Origin of the sequence: Bacillus sp. SJS, from assembly GCF_000732485.2 — a bacterium.
Lineage (GTDB): Bacteria > Bacillota > Bacilli > Bacillales > Bacillaceae > Metabacillus_B > Metabacillus_B sediminis.
The window spans coordinates 144,187-165,016 of sequence record NZ_JAQV02000015.1 but is presented as its reverse complement, the minus strand read 5'-3'; the positions used below and the strand labels follow the sequence as shown (position 1 = coordinate 165,016).

The 20,830-nt window shown below is 43.4% G+C and carries 18 protein-coding genes; 16 read left to right on the top strand and 2 right to left on the bottom strand.

The window, feature by feature from the left end; translation table 11 throughout:
- Position 1: 1 nt before the first annotated feature.
- Entirely contained in the window at positions 2 to 1,759 is a 1,758-nt protein-coding gene (locus AS29_RS07885; protein WP_035404745.1) for an HD domain-containing phosphohydrolase, read from the bottom strand.
- Positions 1,760 to 2,004: 245 nt separating this feature from the next.
- Complete coding sequence (locus AS29_RS07880; protein WP_035404742.1) at positions 2,005 to 2,730, bottom strand: LytR/AlgR family response regulator transcription factor; 726 nt, start codon at positions 2,728 to 2,730, stop codon at positions 2,005 to 2,007.
- A gap of 234 nt (positions 2,731 to 2,964) precedes the next feature.
- Between AS29_RS07880 and arcA the strand changes: the two genes are divergently transcribed.
- The 16 genes from arcA (at position 2,965) to AS29_RS07800 (ending at position 20,775) form a co-directional block, all read left to right on the top strand.
- Positions 2,965 to 4,215, top strand: a complete 1,251-nt coding sequence (gene arcA, locus AS29_RS07875; RefSeq protein ID WP_035405036.1) for an arginine deiminase — start codon at positions 2,965 to 2,967, stop codon at positions 4,213 to 4,215.
- 205 nt (positions 4,216 to 4,420) lie between these two features.
- The gene (gene secA, locus AS29_RS07870) at positions 4,421 to 6,931 is read left to right on the top strand and encodes a preprotein translocase subunit SecA (RefSeq protein WP_035404740.1); all 2,511 of its coding nucleotides are present in this window, start codon (positions 4,421 to 4,423) and stop codon (positions 6,929 to 6,931) included.
- A 697-nt stretch (positions 6,932 to 7,628) separates the two neighbouring features.
- A complete protein-coding gene (locus tag AS29_RS07865) occupies positions 7,629 to 8,561 on the top strand; it encodes an alpha/beta hydrolase (protein ID WP_051860512.1) in 933 nt (310 codons plus the stop codon).
- A 98-nt stretch (positions 8,562 to 8,659) separates the two neighbouring features.
- A protein-coding gene (gene prfB, locus AS29_RS07860; RefSeq protein ID WP_231889916.1) for a peptide chain release factor 2 occupies positions 8,660 to 9,758 on the top strand; the annotation gives its coding sequence in 2 pieces (ribosomal slippage) (positions 8,660 to 8,722 and positions 8,724 to 9,758; 1,098 coding nt in all).
- Between the two features lie 96 nt (positions 9,759 to 9,854).
- Positions 9,855 to 10,226, top strand: a complete 372-nt coding sequence (locus AS29_RS07855; RefSeq protein WP_035404734.1) for a hypothetical protein — start codon at positions 9,855 to 9,857, stop codon at positions 10,224 to 10,226.
- Between the two features lie 72 nt (positions 10,227 to 10,298).
- Entirely contained in the window at positions 10,299 to 10,655 is a 357-nt protein-coding gene (locus AS29_RS07850) for a hypothetical protein (protein ID WP_035404732.1), read from the top strand.
- Positions 10,656 to 11,002: 347 nt separating this feature from the next.
- Positions 11,003 to 11,869 carry a YitT family protein gene (locus AS29_RS07845; protein WP_035404730.1) on the top strand — a complete coding sequence of 289 codons (867 nt, stop codon included), beginning with the start codon at positions 11,003 to 11,005 and terminating at the stop codon, positions 11,867 to 11,869.
- Positions 11,870 to 11,913: 44 nt separating this feature from the next.
- Positions 11,914 to 12,225 carry a cytochrome c551 gene (gene cccB, locus AS29_RS07840; RefSeq protein WP_035404727.1) on the top strand — a complete coding sequence of 104 codons (312 nt, stop codon included), beginning with the start codon at positions 11,914 to 11,916 and terminating at the stop codon, positions 12,223 to 12,225.
- Positions 12,226 to 12,516: 291 nt separating this feature from the next.
- Positions 12,517 to 13,203, top strand: coding sequence for a cell division ATP-binding protein FtsE (gene ftsE / locus AS29_RS07835; protein ID WP_035404725.1), 687 nt, complete (start codon positions 12,517 to 12,519; stop codon positions 13,201 to 13,203).
- Positions 13,196 to 14,086, top strand: a complete 891-nt coding sequence (gene ftsX / locus AS29_RS07830) for a permease-like cell division protein FtsX (RefSeq protein ID WP_035404723.1) — start codon at positions 13,196 to 13,198, stop codon at positions 14,084 to 14,086. The genes ftsE and ftsX overlap by 8 nt, the downstream gene beginning before the upstream one ends.
- 78 nt (positions 14,087 to 14,164) lie before the next feature.
- A complete protein-coding gene (locus tag AS29_RS07825) occupies positions 14,165 to 15,493 on the top strand; it encodes a murein hydrolase activator EnvC family protein (protein WP_035404722.1) in 1,329 nt (442 codons plus the stop codon).
- Positions 15,494 to 15,806: 313 nt separating this feature from the next.
- Positions 15,807 to 17,276: a S41 family peptidase gene (locus AS29_RS07820; RefSeq protein ID WP_035404720.1), complete on the top strand. Its 1,470-nt coding sequence runs from the start codon at positions 15,807 to 15,809 to the stop codon at positions 17,274 to 17,276.
- A 412-nt stretch (positions 17,277 to 17,688) separates the two neighbouring features.
- On the top strand, positions 17,689 to 18,039 hold the full coding sequence (locus AS29_RS07815; protein ID WP_051860511.1) for a swarming motility protein SwrAA: 351 nt from the start codon (positions 17,689 to 17,691) through the stop codon (positions 18,037 to 18,039).
- 158 nt (positions 18,040 to 18,197) lie between these two features.
- Positions 18,198 to 19,379 carry a PDZ domain-containing protein gene (locus AS29_RS07810; protein ID WP_035404718.1) on the top strand — a complete coding sequence of 394 codons (1,182 nt, stop codon included), beginning with the start codon at positions 18,198 to 18,200 and terminating at the stop codon, positions 19,377 to 19,379.
- A gap of 373 nt (positions 19,380 to 19,752) precedes the next feature.
- On the top strand, positions 19,753 to 20,007 hold the full coding sequence (locus AS29_RS07805) for a hypothetical protein (RefSeq protein ID WP_051860510.1): 255 nt from the start codon (positions 19,753 to 19,755) through the stop codon (positions 20,005 to 20,007).
- A gap of 63 nt (positions 20,008 to 20,070) precedes the next feature.
- A complete protein-coding gene (locus AS29_RS07800) occupies positions 20,071 to 20,775 on the top strand; it encodes a BclA C-terminal domain-containing protein (RefSeq protein WP_231889915.1) in 705 nt (234 codons plus the stop codon).
- The last annotated feature ends 55 nt before the right edge of the window (positions 20,776 to 20,830 follow it).

Here is a 20,830-nt window from a genome sequence, read left to right as displayed (position 1 = left end):
GTTATTCTCCGTCTGCAGCAGTAAATTTCTCACTAAAATGCCGCTGCCAAAAATCAGGGTTTTCTAAAAGGGAAAGTCTCTGCACAGCCATCTCAGGACTTGATGCAAGGAAGTCGGCTGCTCCCTTTTCAATTGGTTCAGTCGTATAAAATTCCTTGAAAATCATTAGAATTACATTTGGATTGATTGCTTTTAATGCATCAGCAAGTGCAGTGACAGTCGCTAGAGAATACTTATTAGTAACGGTAAAGCAAATATATTTTAGCTTTCTTTTTTCAGCCAGATCCACAATCTCCTGCGGTTCAGATCCAAGATGCTTAACCGTCTCCCAGCCATTCGCTGTAAAAAAGTCGTTAAACATCATGCAGGGAAAATGAAAGGTTTCACTCTCAATGAAAACGGTCATCACCTTCAGGCGGTTGGATATCATGCTTGAGTAGCATTCTCTTTTCTTATTCAGAATATGGCAAAGGATATCGTCTGCGATGTGAAGACTTGTTCGGCTGAGAAAACGGTCTTTATAGGACTGGGCGAGTTCCATGGCAGCCTTGCACAAGATAAGTCTGTATATATCCTCTACCCGCATCCCGTCTGCCAGCGCTTCAAAATGTGTGAAAGCCATCTCCTTATTTCCGGATACTAATTCAGAGATAAAATGTTCCCAACGTATTTTTTTTGAAACGCTTTTCTCAGCCCCGCTCCAATCGAGGATATTCTCGACCTTCAGTGAAAGGTCAGGAGGAATGGGAAAAAGCTCTCCGCTCTCCAAATTTTCCAGAGATAAAAGATACGGAAAATTGGGTGTATGTCCTTTTACCGCACAGGTCCATCCGTTTGTTAGGACAACCTCTGTTCCAGCAGGGTAAATATGGAGCAGATGCATAAACTGCTTCAGGACTTCTTGGTCGTAAAGGTGAGCGTCACGGGAAAGAGTAGCTAACGCTTCCTCTGCTGGAAGAGGCGCCCGATACATTCTTTTTAAGGTAAGAGCAGAGTAAACGTCTGCAATCATCAAAATTCTGGCAGCTAAAGAAAGATCATCAGCAAGCAAGCCGTCAGGATATCCGCTTCCATCCATCCTTTCATGATGGACTTTCGCAAGTTCGGCATATCCGGCAGTCTCAGGATGACCTTTTAAATAATCGTACCCCAGCAAAGGGTGAGTCTTTATAATGTCAAATTCCAGTTTAGTCAGTTTGTCTTGTTTTAAAAGGAGCATGCCAGGCAAATCTGCTTTTCCAATATCATGGACCAAGGCAGACTTACTTTGCTGTTCGAGGTCTGGCAGGTTCATTTTTTTAGCCAGCAGGGTAAACAGGATAAATACATCCACTGAATGCAGGAAGGTGTTTATATCATTGTTCTTCAGCTGAAGCATTTTTGAATAGATGGAATCTATTTTCATAATTTCTGTAAAATAGGTTAAAAGCAGATAAATGGATTCATTAAGATTCAGTGAAATTCCATAGCGTTTATCATCTGTTATTTTCAAAAGCGATCCAAAAAATAGATCTTGAATGGTTTGTTCATAATGGGTATTGCCTTCAGAAGGAATGCTCTGGATAAGGGTCATAAGCGCAGGTTTTAATTCACTTGCCGGATGTAATGCCAGAACTTGAGTTACTCCCCGTTTTTTCAGCTTTTCAACTAAATAAGAGTCCGTCAAGGTTCCTTTTTTAACAATCAATGTTTGGTCTGCATAAATATCCTCTGCCAATATGATTCCTGGTTGGAGCAGCTCTAATGATGTTTTTCTCATGTTTCATCCCCTTAGTAAAAAATACCCATTCCTTCTTTATAATAGGAGAAGCTGAAAATTCTGTCGATTAGACTGGAGGCATTTTAGGAGGGATATAACGCTTATTGGGATGGATAAACGTCCGTTTGTTCCCAAAAAGAGACATTTTAAGCACAAATAAGAGCACGAAAGTATAGTCAACTCTCGATGCTCTAAATGTGTTCAGCAATTTCCCTGTATGAAATGATGACAAGAGCTTTGCAGCTTTAAATAAATAAAGATAATTTAGAATGGAATTCATTAATCTTTAATTTAGAAATATAAGCATGATGCAAGTACCCGCTGAAAAATACCTGGTAGGTTTCATTTCTGGGAGTAATATGAGACACACGGTTTAAATTAATCGCATAAGAGCGGTGGCTGAGGAAAAATGAATGATCCAGCCGCTCATAGAGGGTTTTAATGCCCTCATATGTTTCATAAACCTGGCTGGGCGTATGAACAAAGCATTTCTTCCCGAGCTTTTCTATGAAAATAATATCGTTAAAGGGAATGTAATAAATGGAGCCTGCAGATTTAAGACTCAGCCGTTTATGCGGGGATGGCAGGGAAGAAGCCTGGCGTTCCAGCAAATTTTTCGCTTTATATAGAGCTGTAAACAGCCGGACCGGTTTAACCGGCTTTACGATATAGTCCACAGCAGATAAGTTAAAAGCTTCAACTGCATAATCATCGTATCCTGTGATGAAGATAAATTTCAAATCAGGATTGATTTGCAGACACTCTTTAATGGCGTCAATTCCATTCTTTTTAGGCATGTTAATATCAGCCAGGATCAGGTCTGGACTTGAATACTGGATTTTTTCAATAAGCTCAAGTCCGTCTCTGCAGATGCCTTCCACTTTAAAATCCTCTGATTGATCAATGTAGTGCTGAATGATTTTCAAAGACTCAAGCTTATCATCTGCAATTACGATCCTTAACGTACGCATGTTCATCCACTCCGTTTAGCTTTCTATGAAAATAGTACACGAATTTAAATAAAATTTAACTAAGAAAAATATGGGTAATTCATCCTCTTTTACTGTAGACTCAGCTTTTTTTTCCATTACAAATGATGGGCAGCTGAATATCATCTCTTTATAAAGGATAACTAGCGTTACTCTCAGGGAGAATCCGGGTACAGATATGAAGGTGAAAAAGGGGGAAGAAACACGATGAGTAAAATGCTGAATGCAGCCGGTACGGATACACTCAATGTCACTTCAGAGATCGGAACACTAAGAACGGTGATGCTTCACCGGCCCGGAAGAGAAGTGGAGAACTTAACACCGGAGCTCTTACATAAATTGCTGTTTGATGATATTCCTTATTTGCCTGTTATTCAGGAAGAGCATGATATTTTCGCTGAAACCCTTAAAGATCAAGGAGTGGAGGTTCTCTATCTGGAAAAGCTTGCAGAAGAAGCTCTTCATTTTGGTAATGCAAAAGAGGATTTTGTTGATCAGCTATTAAAAGAGAGCAAGTCGAATATTAATGGTGCAAGTGAAAGCTTAAAAGAGTTTCTTCTTGATTTACCTGGCGGGCAGCTAATTTCTAAAATCATGTCAGGAGTTCGGACATCTGAAATTGATCAGGGACGGAAACGCCATTTATATGAATTTATGACGGACCAATATCCGTTCTACTTGGATCCCATGCCAAATCTGTATTTTACAAGAGATCCGGCAGCAGTCATAGGAAACGGATTGACGATCAATCGTATGCATGAAGGAGCAAGGAGACGGGAGTCCTTGTTTATGGAATATATTATCCGCTATCATCCCCGCTTCGCATCAAAGGAAATTCCGGTATGGCTGAATCGGGACTATGATTTTCCGGTAGAAGGCGGAGATGAGCTGGTTTTAAGCAAAGACACGATTGCAATCGGAGTGAGTGCGAGAACATCTGCACGCGGAATTGAACGGTTAGCGGTGAATTTGTTTCAAAAACAGGATCAGGTGAAAAAGGTAGTTGCAATCGAAATTCCAAAATCCCGGGCATTCATGCATCTGGATACGGTCTTTACAATGGTGGATTATGATAAATTCACGATTCATCCTGCGATTCAGGGGCCGGCGGGTGAAATGAACATTTACATTCTGGAAAAGCATGACGAAGATCCGAACAGGGTAGCTATTTCCACCCGGACAAATTTAATTGAAACGTTAAAGGAAGTTCTTGATTTGGACGATGTCACACTCATTCCATGCGGCGGGGGTGACGCAATTGTTGCAGCGAGAGAGCAGTGGAATGATGGGTCAAATACGCTTGCAATCGCTCCCGGTGTTGTGGTGACCTATAACCGGAACTATGTGTCTAACCGGATTATGCGGGAGCATGGAATTGATGTGATCGATATTCCAAGCTCCGAGCTTTCCCGTGGCAGGGGTGGCCCGCGCTGTATGAGCATGCCGATTGTAAGGGATAATTTATAAGAACGACTGCCGGCTTTATGCAGAGCCGGCAGTTTTTTTTTACCTGCAGAAAAAATGAAGCGTTTTACTCTTCCAATTCTTTACTGATGCCCCCGGATAATGTTGTCCACAGCCTTGAATAGTGTTAGAATTAACGATAGTTCTATGTGTTTTCAAATTTTGTAAAAGAACGGGTAGATATTTAACAGCAGAGGAGCGTTTTTATATGCTTGGAATCTTGAATAAAGTGTTCGATCCAAATAAACGCACAGTGAACCGCTATGAAAAAATAGCGAATGAAATAGATGCGCTGGGTACTCAGATGGAACAGCTCACAGATGAGGCTCTTCAGGCTAAAACAATTGAATTTAAGCAACGTATTGAAAAAGGAGAAAAGCTAGACAGCCTCCTTAATGAAGCATTTGCTGTCGTTCGCGAGGCTTCACGCCGCGTAACAGGCATGTATCCATTTAAAGTTCAGCTCATGGGGGGGATTGCCCTTCATGAAGGAAATATATCTGAAATGAAAACCGGGGAAGGTAAAACACTTACTTCCACCATGCCGGTTTATTTAAACGCGTTATCAGGAGAAGGCGTGCATATCGTGACAGTCAATGAATACCTGGCTAGCCGTGACGCCGTCGAAATGGGAAGAATCTATGAATTTTTAGGTCTGACCGTTGGCTTGAACCTGAATCAGCTTACGAAAGATGAGAAACGTGCAGCATATGCTGCCGATATTACGTACTCAACGAATAATGAGCTTGGTTTTGACTATTTGCGCGACAACATGGTCCTTTATAAAGAAGAGATGGTTCAGCGCCCGCTTAACTATGCCATTATTGATGAGGTCGACTCCATTCTCGTCGATGAAGCACGTACTCCGCTGATTATCTCAGGACAGGCTGCCAAATCAACAAAGCTTTACATGCAGGCTAATGCATTTGTCCGCATGCTGAAGCTGGAAGATGATTATACGTTTGATATCAAAACGAAGGGTGTACAGCTTACAGAGGATGGGATTACAAAGGCTGAACGTGCGTTTGGCATTGAAAATCTGTTTGATATTTCCCATGTTACGCTGAACCACCATATTAACCAGGCACTGAAAGCCCAGGTTGTTATGCAAAACGATGTTGATTATGTGGTACAGGATGGTGAGGTTGTCATCGTTGACTCCTTTACCGGGCGTTTAATGAAGGGCCGCCGCTACAGCGAGGGCCTTCATCAGGCGATTGAGGCAAAAGAAGGCCTTGATATTCAAAATGAAAGCATGACGCTTGCAACGATTACCTTCCAAAACTATTTCCGTATGTATAAAAAGCTTGCCGGTATGACAGGTACAGCGAAGACGGAGGAAGAAGAGTTCCGCAACATTTACAACATGCACGTTGTCGCGATTCCAACAAACCGCGACATCGTCCGTGATGACCGTGCGGATCTTGTTTACCGCTCCATGCAAGGGAAATTCCTGGCTGTTGTGGAAGAAGTGGCACAGCGCCATGCTGTTGGCCAGCCGGTTCTTGTCGGAACTGTGGCAGTTGAAACGTCAGAGCTTATTTCCCAGCATTTGAAGAAAAAAGGCGTGCCGCACAGTGTCCTGAATGCGAAAAACCATGCCAGCGAAGCGGAAATTATTGAGCTTGCCGGTCAAAAAGGCGCGGTAACCATTGCGACAAACATGGCAGGACGCGGTACCGATATTAAGCTTGGTGAAGGTGTCAGAGAGCTTGGCGGATTGGCCGTAGTCGGCACCGAGCGCCATGAATCAAGACGGATTGATAACCAGCTCCGCGGACGTTCCGGACGTCAGGGAGATCCTGGTATTACCCAATTCTATCTTTCCATGGAAGATGAACTAATGCGCCGTTTCGGCTCTGAAAATATGATGAACATGATGGACCGTCTTGGAATGGATGATACTCAGCCAATCCAAAGTAAAATGGTTTCACGCGCAGTCGAATCTGCACAAAAACGTGTTGAGGGCAACAACTTCGATGCCCGTAAACAGCTTCTTCAATATGATGACGTTTTGCGCCAGCAGCGTGAAGTCATCTACAAACAGCGTTTTGATGTGCTCGATTCCGAAAATCTACGCGGCATTGTAGAAGAAATGATCAAATCCACAATCGAGCGTACGGTTGCCCTTTATACTCCGAAAGAGGTTGTGGAGGAAGAGTGGGATTTCGAAGGACTCGTCGAATTCATAAATGCCACTTATTTAGATGAAGGCGTACTCGAACTGAACGAGATCCGCGGCAAGGATACCGAAGAAATTGAAGAAGTCATCCTCGCTAAGATCAAAGCGAAGTACGATATGAAGGAAGAAGCGTTCGGACTTGAGCAAATGCGTGAGTTTGAAAAAGTTATCGTTCTTCGTGCGGTTGATTCCAAATGGATGGATCATATCGATGCAATGGATCACCTGCGTCAGGGAATCCATCTTCGTGCCTACGGTCAAAACGATCCTCTCCGCGAGTATCAAATGGAAGGTTTCGCTATGTTCGAAGCGATGATCGCGTCTATTGAAGAGGACGTCGCTAAATATGTTATGAAAGCAGAAATCCGCAACAACCTTGAACGTGAAGAAGTGGCTAAAGGCCAAACTGCCGTTCATCCTAAAGAAGGCGACGAAGCCCCAAAGAAAAAACCAACCCGCAAAGTCGTTGAAATCGGACGCAATGAAATGTGTGAATGCGGCAGCGGCAAAAAGTATAAGAATTGCTGCGGGAAATAAATTAGTATCAGCCAGGACCTATTCTTTGGAATAGGTCCTGTTTTTTTGTTTGGGCTGCTAAAGTTTTCAAACGAAAGAGTGAGATTATGGATCGTGAGAAGTATGGTCGGAACCAGGGTTTGTCAGACGAAATTGTCTGAGGAACGGGTGGAACTGTGGTTTGTCAGACAAAATAGTCAGACGAACAGTCGGAACCGGGTTTTGTCAGACAAAATAGTCAGAAGAACGGTCGGAACCAGGGTTTGTCAGACAAAATAGTCAGAAGAATGGGTGGAAGTGTGGTTTGTCAGACAAAATAGTCAGACAAACGGTCGAAACAGGTTTTGTCAGACAAAATAGTCAGACAAACGGTCGAAACAGGTTTTGTCAGACAAAATAGTCAGACGAACGGTCGGAACCAGGGTTTGTCAGACGAAATTGTCAGAAGAACGGTCGGAACCGGGTTTTGTCAGACAAAATAGTCAGACGAACAGTCAGAACCAGGATTTTGTCAGACGAAATTGTCAGACAAACATGAGGAACCAGGGGTTGTCAGACAAAATAGTCAGACAAACTCACCATCTGTGTCGAAAATTGGCAAAATCCATAATCATGTTGTATACTAATGTTCTTTACGAAAAATTTACAATGACCCTATAAAATTAATAGATTTTGGCGATATAAACGTGTAAACGATAGTAGAAAGGATAATGTGAAAGTGGAACAGCATGCAGTACTCCCGGTGAGACAAAGGCAAAACCGCTGGAGAAAAGCGGCCTTTGTGGGATCGGGTTTAGGAATCGTTGCAGCGAACGCGTTTTATGGATTGAGTTCATATATTATTTGGAGAGCGATGCATCCTCCGAAAATTGCACTGAAAAAGCATCCTGAGAATTACGGAATTCGAACGGAAGAGGTTCAGTTTTCAAGCTCAGATGGGTTATCTTTAAAGGGCTGGTGGATGCCAGCAGGGAATAGCAAAAAGGTCGTGGTGTTTTCGCATGCTTACGGTCTTAACCGTTATAATATGCCATTTCCGATTTTTGATCTCGTAAAAGTATTTCAGTCCCAGGGCTACAACGTATTAATGTACGACTTCAGAAATGCTGGGGAATCTGATGGGAATGAAACGACGATCGCTTTGAAGGAACAGCTTGATTTAAATGGAGCGATTGAATTTGTAAAGGCAGAGAAAAACATGGATCACATCGTCTTAATCGGCTGGTCAATGGGGGCGAGTACCTCCCTTCTTGCAGGCTGTATGAATGAGGATGTGAAAGGGATTATTGCGGACAGTCCATTCGCAAGTCTTGATTCCTATGTTTTGGATTCCTTTCAATATTGGACAAAGCTGCCGCGTTTTATCGGAAGAGTTTCTTCTTATGTAACAAAGCTTAATTTTCTTGGCTTTAAGCCTCATCTTGTTAAACCGATCGAGGTCGTGAGAGAGACGAGGAATAAGAAAATGATGATCATCCACGCGAAAAATGATCCGGCAATCTCTTGTACGGAAAGCGAGAGAATGAAGCTTGCTAACGAGGGAATAGATTTGTGGCAGCCGGAAATGGGCGGCCACATCGAAGCATATAGATTAAATAAGCAGGAGTATGAAGAGAGAGTGATTTCTTTTTTGAGGGAATGCTCTTATTAGATACTTTTCCAGATGGCTGTTTTTCAGGCCTTACTGGACTTTTCGACCCCTGTGGTTTATGTTTAACAGTAGCTTAAAAACTTACCGAGGTGACTGAAATGGATTTAGTAGAAATTCGTCAGGAATTAGATAAAACAGCTAAGAGATTAGCGGCTTTTAGGGGGTCTCTTTGACCTCGATTCAAAGGAAGCGCGCATTCAGGAGCTAGATGAGGAAATGGCTCATCCGGCATTCTGGAACGACCAAAATGCCGCACAAGTGGTTATTAATGAAGCGAACGGTTTAAAGGATGTCGTAAATCAGTTTCAGGATATGAGTGAATCATACGAGAACCTGACCATTACGCTTGAGCTTTTAAAAGAGGAACCGGATGATGACCTTCAAAGTGAGCTTGCTTCTGAACTGAAGGAACTCACTGGAAAAATGAATGATTTTGAACTTCAATTGCTGCTTAGCGAGCCGTATGATAAGAGCAATGCGATTCTTGAACTTCATCCCGGAGCCGGAGGAACGGAGTCTCAGGACTGGGGCTCTATGCTTCTTCGCATGTATACACGCTGGGCAGAGAAGAGAGGCTTCAAGGTGGAGACGCTTGATTACCTTCCTGGTGATGAAGCCGGAATTAAATCCGTTACTCTCTTAATCAAAGGGCACAACGCTTACGGATACTTAAAAGCCGAAAAAGGGGTTCACCGCCTCGTCCGTATTTCACCATTTGACTCCTCAGGACGCCGTCACACGTCATTCGTGTCCTGTGAAATTATGCCGGAATTCAATGAAGAAATTGAAATTGAAATCCGCACAGAGGACCTAAAGGTCGATACGTACCGCGCGAGTGGAGCCGGTGGACAGCATATCAATACGACAGACTCAGCCGTCCGGATTACCCATCTTCCGACCAACGTCGTTGTATCATGCCAAACCGAGCGTTCCCAAATCAAAAACCGCGAGCATGCAATGAAAATGCTGAAAGCTAAGCTCTATCAAAAGAAAATTGAAGAGCAGGAAGCACAGCTTGCTGAAATTCGCGGAGAGCAAAAAGATATCGGCTGGGGAAGCCAAATCCGTTCCTACGTCTTCCACCCGTATTCCATGGTAAAAGACCACAGAACAAGCACGGAAATTGGCAACGTCCATGCAGTTATGGACGGAGAGCTTGATCCGTTTATTGATTCATATTTGAGATCGAAGCTATAAGCATGTTGGCACCTGGATAATTCCGGGTGCTTTTTTGTTTGGATAAGTAAAATAAAGGGAATTAAATCGGGGATTTTGTATGGCAGGGGGAAGAAGATGGGCTGTTTAGGATGTTTAGAAAAACCATTGATTGGAATTTTATGCGGAATAATAGGGATAGCGGCGTTTGCTGCCATGTTTCAGGCTGACAGCTGGGAAATGTTTGTGTACTGTATTTCGGTGGTTCTCGGCAGTTTAGGATTTATTCTTATGACATGGAGTGATGGCACAGCAGGGGATTGGGGAGGAGGTTTTTTTACCGCAAGCATTGCCTCAGGAGGAGGACTTGGTTCAATTGAAGCATTCCGGCAGGGTGAATGGGCTCTCGGAGGAATTGTCGGACTCGTCGCAATAGGAGCTGCACTCATTGTGATAGCCCTGCTAAAGGAACGATTCGCTCAGAAACCAGAACGGGATAGCCGGATGTAAACAATTTACATGTTTTTTTACGAGTGTACACCGGGTAAAAGAGTAAAAACTGGGCTGCGGGAGGTGAAGAGGATGAAAACTGTAATGAAAGCAATCTTGTCGATTTTGTTGTTTTTTGGTTTTTTATATGGAGCAGGGGGGATATTCCTCGCTGATATCCCTGAGCAGTCATACGATGCTTTAGCCATTGCATTCGGTACAGGTGGAGCCATCTTCATGCTATGGGCTAAAAAAACGATTTATTTATGGGGGCTTGCCTTTATCGCTTTGAGCGGTTCAGTCTTATTCAGTGTGATTGTCTATCGCTGCTTTCGCGATTCAGAATGGGCAATGGGAATTGGATTCCTTTGCGTTGACACGGGAATGCTTATCATGGCAGTTTTCACCCTTCTAGCCTGTTTAAGAGGAAAAGCTCCGAAAAATATATGAAAAAATTATGGACAAGCCGGCTGATGCCGGTTTTTTGTTGTTTACAGAGAGGGGACGGTCATTTTAATCAATTGCAGTGGATAAATGGTTGGTCAATTGATCAATAGCGTGAAAAAAGAATACCGGTGCATGAGGGGCAGAATCCGCTTAACCGGAACAAATTCCTCATCAGCGGGAATTCTTCTGCCCCCAATTGCCCTTCCAAAACGAGCATAATCACACCGCATCATGGAAAAACTACTCTGGCACTTTACCCCTTTACCACGTTATTTTACCTTCATTTACACCGCCGGATTCCGGTGCTATACTCTTGTCTGGTTAAGTATTCCATTGGAGGGACTATTAAGATGAAACAGCGGAAGCAGTCATTTACTCAGGAACCAGTCGTTGCAAAAATTCTGGAATATGTCTATATTCTCGCAGGCTCTGCTATTGTGGCGCTTGCTTTTAATCTTTTTCTGCTTCCAAACCGGGTCGCTTCCGGGGGAGTAAGCGGAATCAGCACAATATTGAATGACGCTTTTGGCCTGGAGCCCGCATACGTGCAATGGGCTTTTAATATCCCTTTGTTTGTTGCAGGTGTCATCCTGCTTGGGCGTCAATTTGGTTTTAAAACACTGATTGGGACCTTATTTCTGCCCTTTGTCGTTTTTCTCACAAAGGACGCGGACCCTGTCACAATGGATCCGCTTTTGGGAGCCTTATTTGGCGGAATTGGAGTGGGGCTTGGCCTTGGATTAGTATTTAGGGGGAAGGCATCCACCGGCGGGACGGATCTCGCAGCGCAAATTATTCATAAGTATACCGGCCTCACCTTAGGGACGTGTGTTGCGATGATCGATGGAATGATCGTGCTTGCTGCAACTTTTGCCTTTGATATCGAAGGCGGTCTTTATGCTTTAATTGGTCTGTACGTAACGAGCAAAACGATTGATATCGTTCAAATCGGCTTGGGACGATCCAAGATGGCGATGGTCATTACGAATCATGAAGATGAGGTTAAACAAGCAATTCTGCAGACGATTGACAGGGGCGTAACGAAGGTCTCTGCTTTTGGGGGCTATACAGATATGGAGAAGCCGATCTTAATGTGTGTCGTAGACCAGACCGAATTCACAAAACTGAAACAATTGGTAAAAGGGATTGACCCGTCTGCCTTTGTCGTTGTTATGGATGCTTCGGAGGTTCTTGGCGAGGGTTTCAAGCGGGCCTGACTAGGTTATAATAATTTTATCATTCTATTAGGGAGGCACCTGCCTTGAAAAGAAAAGCATTTGCCCTTATATTCACAGCTTCACTAACATTAACCGCATGCGGCGGCGGAGATTCATCAACTAAACAGGAAGCTTCGGCAATGGATGGAGAAAAGCTTTTTAAACAAAACTGTGCCAGCTGCCATGGAGTAGACCTTAAAGGCGGAGCCGGCCCGAACCTGACCCGTGTCGGGGAGGAGCATGATGCGGCAGAAATTGAACAAATCATTAAAAACGGGAAAGGCAGCATGCCCCGGGGGATACTTGAAGGGGAAGATGCTAAGAAAGTAGCAGAATGGCTTTCAGAGAAAAAATAAGAGATTCCTTCACGGAGTCTTTTTTTTTGTGTGAAAATGTCGAAAAAATGACATAGACATTTTGACAGATAGGCAATTGTATATACCCTAAACCATTGAAAAACATTACTTCTTTTACAGACATGAAATGAAAATGTAATATAAAAGGGTCTATTTTTGGCGAATGTTGGTGTTATAATGGACGTTGTGAGAAAAGATTTGGTAATAGGACTATGTTTATACAATCGACAATTACTTACATAAATCGCATTCGCGTTTATGATTCTAAAAAACTAGTTTTGGGTGATTTGCATGATAGAAATGGAAAAGATATATAAAACTTATCCAAATGGTGTAGTCGCCATCAACGGAATTGATGTGAAGATTAACCAGGGTGAGTTCGTTTATGTAGTAGGACCAAGCGGAGCCGGTAAATCGACCTTTATTAAAATGATGTACCGGGAAGAAAAGCCGAGCTCAGGAAAAATCGTCATTAATGGCGTCAATCTTGGGAAGCTCAAAGAGAGCAAGGTTCCCTACTTAAGAAGAAGCATCGGTGTTGTCTTTCAGGACTTCAAGCTTCTGCCCCGGCTGACAGTATATGAAAATGTTGCATTCGCAATGGAAGTAATCGGCGAAAGCAATAAAAACATAAAAAAACGTGTAATGGAAGTGCTGGATCTCGTTCAGCTTAAACATAAAGCGAGAAGTTTTCCGGACGAGCTATCAGGAGGAGAGCAGCAGCGGATTTCGCTCGCACGCTCCATTGTCAATAACCCTGGCGTAGTCATTGCAGATGAGCCCACCGGAAACCTTGATCCTGATACGTCCTGGGAAATCATGAATGTGTTCGAAGAGATCAATAACCGCGGTACGACAGTGGTTATGGCAACACACAACAGAGAAATTGTTAACACGATGAAAAAACGGGTCATTGCAGTCGAAGATGGAAAGATTGTTCGTGATGAGGCCAGAGGGGAGTATGGGATCTATGATTAAGACTCTCGGCCGTCACTTCCGCGAAACCTTAAAATCCCTCGGCAGAAACGCATGGATGTCTTTTGCATCTGTCAGCGCCGTCGCCGTTACATTGATTCTGGTAGGAACCTTCCTTGTTATTATGATGAACCTCAACCACTTTGCCAATAACATTGAGAATGATGTAGTTATTAAAGTACTGGTGGATGAGACAGCCTCCAAAGAGGAACAGTCTAAGCTTGAGACCAATATTAAAGGAATATCTGATATAGCAAGCGTCGAGTTTTCTTCCAAAGAAAAAGAACTTGATAAAATACAGCAGGGCTTTGGTGAACAGGGTGAGGCTCTGGAGCTGAGAGACCAGGACAACCCGCTCCGTGATGTATTCGTTGTAAAAGCAAAAGAACCTCAAGACACGGCTAAAATAGCAAAGCAAATTGATCAATTTGATAGTGCTTATAAAGTGAACTATGGAAAAGAAGAAGTGAAGAAGCTTTTCAAAGGCTTAAATATAGCTAGAAACATAGGAATTGCCCTGATTATCGGACTGATATTCACAGCGATGTTCCTTATCTCAAATACAATTAAAATTACGATTTTTGCACGCCGCCACGAGATTGAAATTATGAAACTCGTAGGCGCAACCAACTGGTTCATACGCTGGCCATTTTTTATGGAGGGGCTTATGCTTGGGACCTTTGGTGCGGTCATCCCGATTGTCATTCTGATTTTTGCCTATAACAGCCTGTACACGTGGGCTGCACCTCAAGTGGCTGATTCATTTGCTCAGCTTCTCCCATTCAATCCTTTTGTGTGGCAGGTATCCTTGATCCTGCTTCTGATCGGAGCCTTGATTGGGGTATGGGGAAGTTTGATGTCCGTTAGAAAATTCTTAAGGGTTTAAGGCGAAAGGGTTTAGACTGGCTGATCCAGCCAGTCTTCCGCAGCCTTACATAGAGATATATCAGGGGAGGAAAAACAGGTGAGAAGAAAGCTTTTAACTTTTGGGGTCGCTGCCATTGTCAGTGTAAACGGCGTTCTGATTCCACTGAACAGTAATCAAGTAATGGCAGAAACATTACAAGAAAAACAGAGAAACATTCAAAATGAGCAATCCGGTGTTCAATCCGACCTGTCCAGCAAGCAAAAGCAAATTGCGGAATTAAAGGAAAAAGAAGCAAAGCTGAACGAGGAAATTAAACGTCTGGATACAGAGATTTCTGCAGCCAATGCAAAAATCCGCGAAAAGCAGGCAGATATTGATAACGCAAAAGTAGAAATCGATTCTCTTAAAAAGCAAATTGAAGAAGTGAAGCAAAGAATTAAAGAAAGAAACGATATTGTAAGAGACCGTGCGCGTGCATTACAGGAGAGCGGCGGTATGGGAAGCTATTTAGATGTGCTTCTTGGGGCTCAGGACTTTGGTGACTTTATTTCAAGAATCGGTGCTGTATCTACTATTATTGGAGCAGACAACGATATATTAAAAGCACATGATGACGACAAAAAGCTACTTGAGCAAAAAGAAGCGGAACTAAACAGTACACTTCAAAAGTTAGAAAATGCCCTGACAGATCTTGAAGCAATTAAAGAAGATCTTAACAAAAAATCAGCAGAAAAAAATACCGTGATGCAGCAGGTAATGAAAGATAATGAAGAAGCAGAGCATGATATGCATGAACTTGAAGATCAGTCTGCATTCTTAAAAGAACAGGAAGCAGCAGTTCAGCAGGAAATGCAGCGTGCAAAAGCAGCAGAAGAAAAACGCCAGCGTGAAGCGGCAGAAGCGGCAGCAAGAGCAGCTGAGCAAAAAGCAGAGCAGGCTCGTCAAAGCAGTCCATCAGGCAGTTCTTCTGACAGCAGCTCCAATCCTTCACCTGCACCGGCACCGGCTCCAAGCGGAAATGCCATTTTCATCTGGCCTGCTTCAGGAGCTCATACATCTGAATTCGGAATGCGTGTTCACCCGATTACTGGACAGAAGAAGCTTCATGGCGGAGTGGATATTGCCAACGGAAATGTTCCTGTACATGCAGCAGCATCCGGTACCGTTATCCGTTCAAGCTATTCAAGCAGCTGGGGAAATGTCGTATTCATTTCTCACGTAATCAATGGTAAGAATTATACAACGATCTATGCTCACCTGGATTCAAGCAGTGTTCACAGCGGACAATCTGTCAGCCAGGGACAGCAAATTGGAATCATGGGTACAACTGGAGGATCTACTGGAACACACCTTCACTTTGAGGTGCATCCGGGTGGATATACCGGTAAAGGCAGTGCAGATAATCCGAGAAAATATCTTCCGTAAAAAGGAAGCTCCCTAAGAACGGCCCAAACGTCTAATGACACGGGTCGTTCTTTTTAATTTTATAATTTTTAAAACCTGGTGATTGGAGCAGAAAGCGAGCGCCTGCTCTCGAAGTAACGAGACACTTAAGCGCTGCGTACTCATAACATTATGTTATTGAAACAAATAACTAATCCTATTCCTGATTATCAGTTCACCCATGATACCTCCCAAAATTTACATGTTTTGTACAAGCCCGGCATATACTAGTAGGAGCCTTATACGAAGCTGTAATCAAACGTTTGTTTAAGGGCAGACAAAAAGGAGGAGCTTGATGAATCAGAAGATGACGGCCCTTATGCTTGCAGGTGCCATGATGGTAGGGGCAGGCAGTATGTATACGGGAATTGAACTTATGGAGAAGGAAAAGCAGACCGGGCCTTCAGCCGTTGAACAGGTGGATGTCCTCCCGGCAGCAGCTGTACCCGCTCCAAATGATAGTGCCAGAATCGCTCAAGGGATGGACAAAATCAAGAAAGCTTACGAGCTCATTTCATCTAAGTACGTGGAAAAAATTGATGATGAGGAATTAATGGAGGGCGCCATTCAGGGAATGCTTTCTAAGCTGGAGGATCCTTATTCTGTTTATATGGACCCGGATACAGCGAAGCAGTTCTCCGATTCTCTGGATTCTTCTTTTGAAGGAATCGGAGCAGAGGTAGGAAAACGGGATGACCATATCATCATCGTTTCTCCATTTAAAGGATCTCCTGCTGCAAAGGCCGGGCTTCAGCCAAATGATGAAATTCTCCGTATTGACGGAGCTTCCATTAAAAACCTGGATTTAAATGAAACGGTCCTCAAGATCCGCGGTAAAAAAGGGACGAATGTCATTATTGAAGTGAATCGTCCTGGAACACGCGGGAATCTTACCTTCTCTGTTAAGCGGGATACCATTCCGGTTCAAACCGTATTCAGTGAAGTGAAAACCTATGAAGGCAAAAAAGTTGGCTACATGGAGATCACATCCTTTGCTGAAAAGACTGCAGAGGATTTCACGAAGAATTTAAAAGAGCTTGAAAAACAAAATATTAAAGGTCTGGTCCTGGATGTGCGTGGAAACCCCGGAGGTTATCTTCAAAGTGTGGAAGACATTCTTAAGCAGTTTGTAACAAAAGGGCACCCATATATTCAGATTGCTGAACGGACCGGAGAAAAAACAAAGTATTTTTCTACTCTGAAAGAAGAGAAGGCATATCCTGTCAGCGTCATCATCGATAAAGGCAGCGCTTCCGCCTCGGAAATTCTGGCTGGAGCATTAAAAGAGGCGAGCGGGTATCCGATTGTTGGGGAAACCTCCTTCGGCAAAGGAACCGTTCAGCAGGCTGTACCGATGGGGGATGGAAGCAACATTAAATTAACCCTATACAAATGGCTCACTCCTGATGGAAATTGGATTCATAAAAAAGGAGTAACACCGACGGTTGAGGTGAGACAGCCGGAGTATTACTACGCTGCCCCGATTCAAACGGATAAACCACTCGCTCCCGATACAAACGGGGAGCAGGTAAAAGCAGCTCAAGCACTGTTGAAAGCACTTGGTTACGATCCCGGACGAACAGATGGATATTACAGCAGTTCGACAAAGGAAGCCGTTAAAGCTTTCCAGCAGAAAAATGGAATGAAGGCTTCAGGGATTCTGGATGAAAAAACCTCCTCCAAGATTAATGAAACAGCCGCAGGCAAGCGATTAAATAAAGAGGAAGACCGCCAGCTTCAGGCAGCCATGAAAGTTTTGTTTTAATAGGCAGAAAAAAAGAGCAGACCCGCGTCTGTTCTTTTTTTTGTTCACGAATAAGAGGGTTATCAGATAGAATGAGTAGGAATAGGTAACCATTAAACAAGACTTACAAAACGATTCTTAAATTGGTTTTACATAGAGCAGGTTCGATTAAAAAAACAGAAGGAAAAATGAGCCTGGCTTCCAAAGACCTGTATTTAAAGTAAAATTCGTAAAAAACGTCATACTTACGAAATAATTTATTCTCAAATATCGTGATAAATCCAATAATTCCTAGTTAGATATGCCTTTTAGCTGGTTTCTTCTGCTATTTCCCATAAAAAATGAATCTTTAGGAAGTTGTTGTTAATCTCTTTTAAATTTACTATGAAAGTAGACACTGTTCTACAACACACTTTATATTGGGGGTTTACAATTGAAAAGGGCTAGTGTGATGAGAGAACAAATATACCGCAAGCTGATGGGAGAGTTAAAGAGCCAGTTACAGCCATCGCTTGTCTCTAATGCGAAAACATCCAAATGGCTTCACTTATTTTGTATGTATCTGGCCAACTATACGGAAGTAAAGGAAAAGAAGGAAATTGATGAAGAGATCATTCAGGAATATTTTTCCTACTTGACATCCAACTATAAAAGGCTGTCCCTGGGTCTCAGTGATATCAAACGGTCTATGCAGCTGCTTGAAGAAACACTCAATATTAAAATTGAAGCACCGCTGCTTGATTTCTCCCTTTCTAATTCTTCCTTATGGGGAAATCTTAAATAATCGTCCTAAAACCGGTTCCGGCCGATATTCAATCCGTGCATCTTTTGATAGAATGGATGATAGATACATCTGTCTAGGATGAATATACGCGTCGAATACTGCTGGAAGCAGAGCTGAACAATCTGTTCAGCCTTTCCGGCCGGGATGGTGAAGGTTTAATGGCTTGGATCATGGAGCTGCTAGAAGGGGCCGTGCATTTTCTGCAGCACCCGCTTACATATTATTTTGTTCTCTATGCCCTGCTGGCAGGGTACTTTCGGATAAAAAAAGAACGAAGCTCCTTTTATACAAAGGTAGAGGTCATTTATGATGACTTAATCTTCACGTATACAAAGGGACTTTTTGCAGGACTGATTGTTTCTGCAGCCGTTATTTTGACGGGGATTTCGCTTCCAATCCCAATGATTGTTCTTATTGGGGCATCCACCGTCGTCTTGAGCTCCTTTTTTAGACTTCAATGGCTTTCTGCAGCCTTCATAATGGGACTTGCATTTGCGGCCTCAGTTCTTCTCATGACTTTTGCAGAGAATAGCCTTCCGCCTTTCCTTAATGAGATCAATCAGCTGAATTCAGCTGTTTTTGCTGTCCTTACAGGAATTCTGCTCATTGCTGAAGGGTGGTTGGTGTACCGCTCAGGCCATCTTCGAACATCTCCATCCATATTGAAAAGCAGCAGAGGGCTGCCAATCGGAAGACATTTGGCGAACCGCCTTTGGATGCTGCCGCTTATCCTATTCGTTCCAGGAGGCACATTAACCTCTGTATTTTCGTGGTGGCCTGTATTCGAAATGAATGGACAAAGCTTTTCACTGTTCATCGTGCCGTTTTTTATTGGATTCCATCAAGAGGTTCGAGGGTCCCTGCCGAAGGAAAGCATCCAGGTGACCGCAAAGCGGATCATATGGCTCGGAGTGATCACTTTACTCATTGCAGGAGCATCCATATGGTGGCTGCCTCTGGCATTTGCCGCAATGATCATCGCCATCGGAGGCCGGATTTTCTTAATCATTCGCCAGAAAATAAACGACCAATCCGCTGCTTTCTTTTTCTCAAAAAAAGACAAAGGCTTAATGATTCTTGGAATCCTGCCTAAATCCCCAGCTGAGAAAATGGGACTGAAAGTAGGCGAAACGATCACAAAAGTGAATGGTTCTTTTGTAAAAACAACAAATGAATTCTATGAAGCTCTTCAAAAAAACAGAGCGCTCTGCAAGCTTGAGATCATTGGATTAAATGGTGAAATCCGCTATGCACAGAGGGCTACGTATGAAGGAGAGCATCATGAACTTGGTTTGCTGTTTGTAGAGCAGCAGAAAAAGAAGGGTAGTCAGGCTGTGTAGTTGTTACCCGCACTCATTCATTTGATCATCTATGGGTTAGAAAAAAACTAAACATCCTGAATGGTAAATAAAACCCGGAAATGCTCTCAGCATTTTCGGGTTTTTTCCTGTATATCCGCCGATGTGCACGGTTTTATTCTTAATACTTTTAGTGAGATGTTTCTATTTTTTTACTAAAATCAAACTTATTTGCTTCATCATAACTGAATGTTGTTCGGTCACGTTTTTTGGCCAATCAATAGGAAATCTGCAGGCGTAATGTTTATTTGTAAATATGAACAGAACATCGGTAAAGCAAATCAATTAATACCGAAATTACCCGGGTGATGCAGATTTAAGGTAACAGAACAAAATAGGATAAAAATGCAGGTTTTTGCTGCAAGGTTTTTACAACTTAGATGGAATCAGGACGCTATATGTAAGCGAACTCCTGATGATTAACCCCAATCAAATTGTTAATAAAGAATATTTTGCAGATCTGGATTTGTTTGAGTTTGTTTTTACAATTGGCGGAGATGCAGAAGAAGATACAGCCGTATCCGTCTGGGGTAAAAACGAAATTGGACAGCTAGTTACAGCACATCGATTAATTTATAGTGAACTAGAAGAAGTAATGGTGATCCTCTGACCGAGAGGAGCAACAGGAAGTATAGGACCAGCAGGACCACAGGGACCAGCAGGTGAGCCAGGATTGCCAGGAGCACCAGGAGCGACCGGAGCAACGGGAGCAGACGGATTGCCGGGAGCGACCGGAGCAACGGGAGCAGACGGATTGCCGGGAGCGACCGGAGCAACGGGAGCAGACGGATTGCCGGGAGCGACAGGCGCAACGGGAGCAGACGGATTACCGGGAGCACCAGGAGCACCAGGAGCTGACGGATTACCGGGAGCGACAGGAGCAACAGGAGCAGACGGAGCACCAGGAGCGACCGGAGCAACGGGAGCAGACGGATTGCCGGGAGCGACAGGCGCAACGGGAGCAAATGTTACTGCTGCTTCTATGTATGCTTCGAATACTTCCGGAAGTGTAATTGCCATTGTGTTGGGTGGAACGAATGTACCGCTTCCGGATAACCAGGATCTAGATGGATTTGCTGCAGATGCTGCCAGCGAAACGTTTACAGTGCCTGAAACGGGACGCTATCGTATAGCTTATCAGGTGAATACAACGGCAGCATTGCTTGCGTCATCTCGACTATTACTGAACGAGACGACTCCAATTCCTGGATCAGTCATTACTCCAACGGCTGCTGTTACAAGCTTAAGCAGTGAAGTTATTGTGCCATTAGCCGCAGGAGATACCATCACTCTTCAACTGTTCGGAGTTTTAGCGGCCGCTGTTTTATTGGGCGGGGGAGCGACAGGTGCATTCTTGACGATTAACCGCTTAAGCTAAATATAGAAACGAAATGTGCACCTTCATATTCGAAAACTTGCCTGGTTTTTGGCAA

Excerpts from the sequence above, each read along its gene's own strand:
- AS29_RS07850 (WP_035404732.1), top strand. The coding sequence starts at position 10,299 with ATGAAAACTGTAATGAAAGCAATCTTGTCGATTTTGTTGTTTTTTGGT.
- AS29_RS07845 (WP_035404730.1), top strand. The coding sequence starts at position 11,003 with ATGAAACAGCGGAAGCAGTCATTTACTCAGGAACCAGTCGTTGCAAAA.
- AS29_RS07820 (WP_035404720.1), top strand. The coding sequence starts at position 15,807 with ATGAATCAGAAGATGACGGCCCTTATGCTTGCAGGTGCCATGATGGTA.
- AS29_RS07880 (WP_035404742.1), bottom strand. The coding sequence starts at position 2,730 with ATGCGTACGTTAAGGATCGTAATTGCAGATGATAAGCTTGAGTCTTTG.
- AS29_RS07885 (WP_035404745.1), bottom strand. The coding sequence starts at position 1,759 with ATGAGAAAAACATCATTAGAGCTGCTCCAACCAGGAATCATATTGGCA.
- arcA (WP_035405036.1), top strand. The coding sequence starts at position 2,965 with ATGCTGAATGCAGCCGGTACGGATACACTCAATGTCACTTCAGAGATC.
- ftsX (WP_035404723.1), top strand. The coding sequence starts at position 13,196 with ATGATTAAGACTCTCGGCCGTCACTTCCGCGAAACCTTAAAATCCCTC.
- AS29_RS07855 (WP_035404734.1), top strand. The coding sequence starts at position 9,855 with ATGGGCTGTTTAGGATGTTTAGAAAAACCATTGATTGGAATTTTATGC.
- ftsE (WP_035404725.1), top strand. The coding sequence starts at position 12,517 with ATGATAGAAATGGAAAAGATATATAAAACTTATCCAAATGGTGTAGTC.
- secA (WP_035404740.1), top strand. The coding sequence starts at position 4,421 with ATGCTTGGAATCTTGAATAAAGTGTTCGATCCAAATAAACGCACAGTG.
- AS29_RS07810 (WP_035404718.1), top strand. The coding sequence starts at position 18,198 with ATGGCTTGGATCATGGAGCTGCTAGAAGGGGCCGTGCATTTTCTGCAG.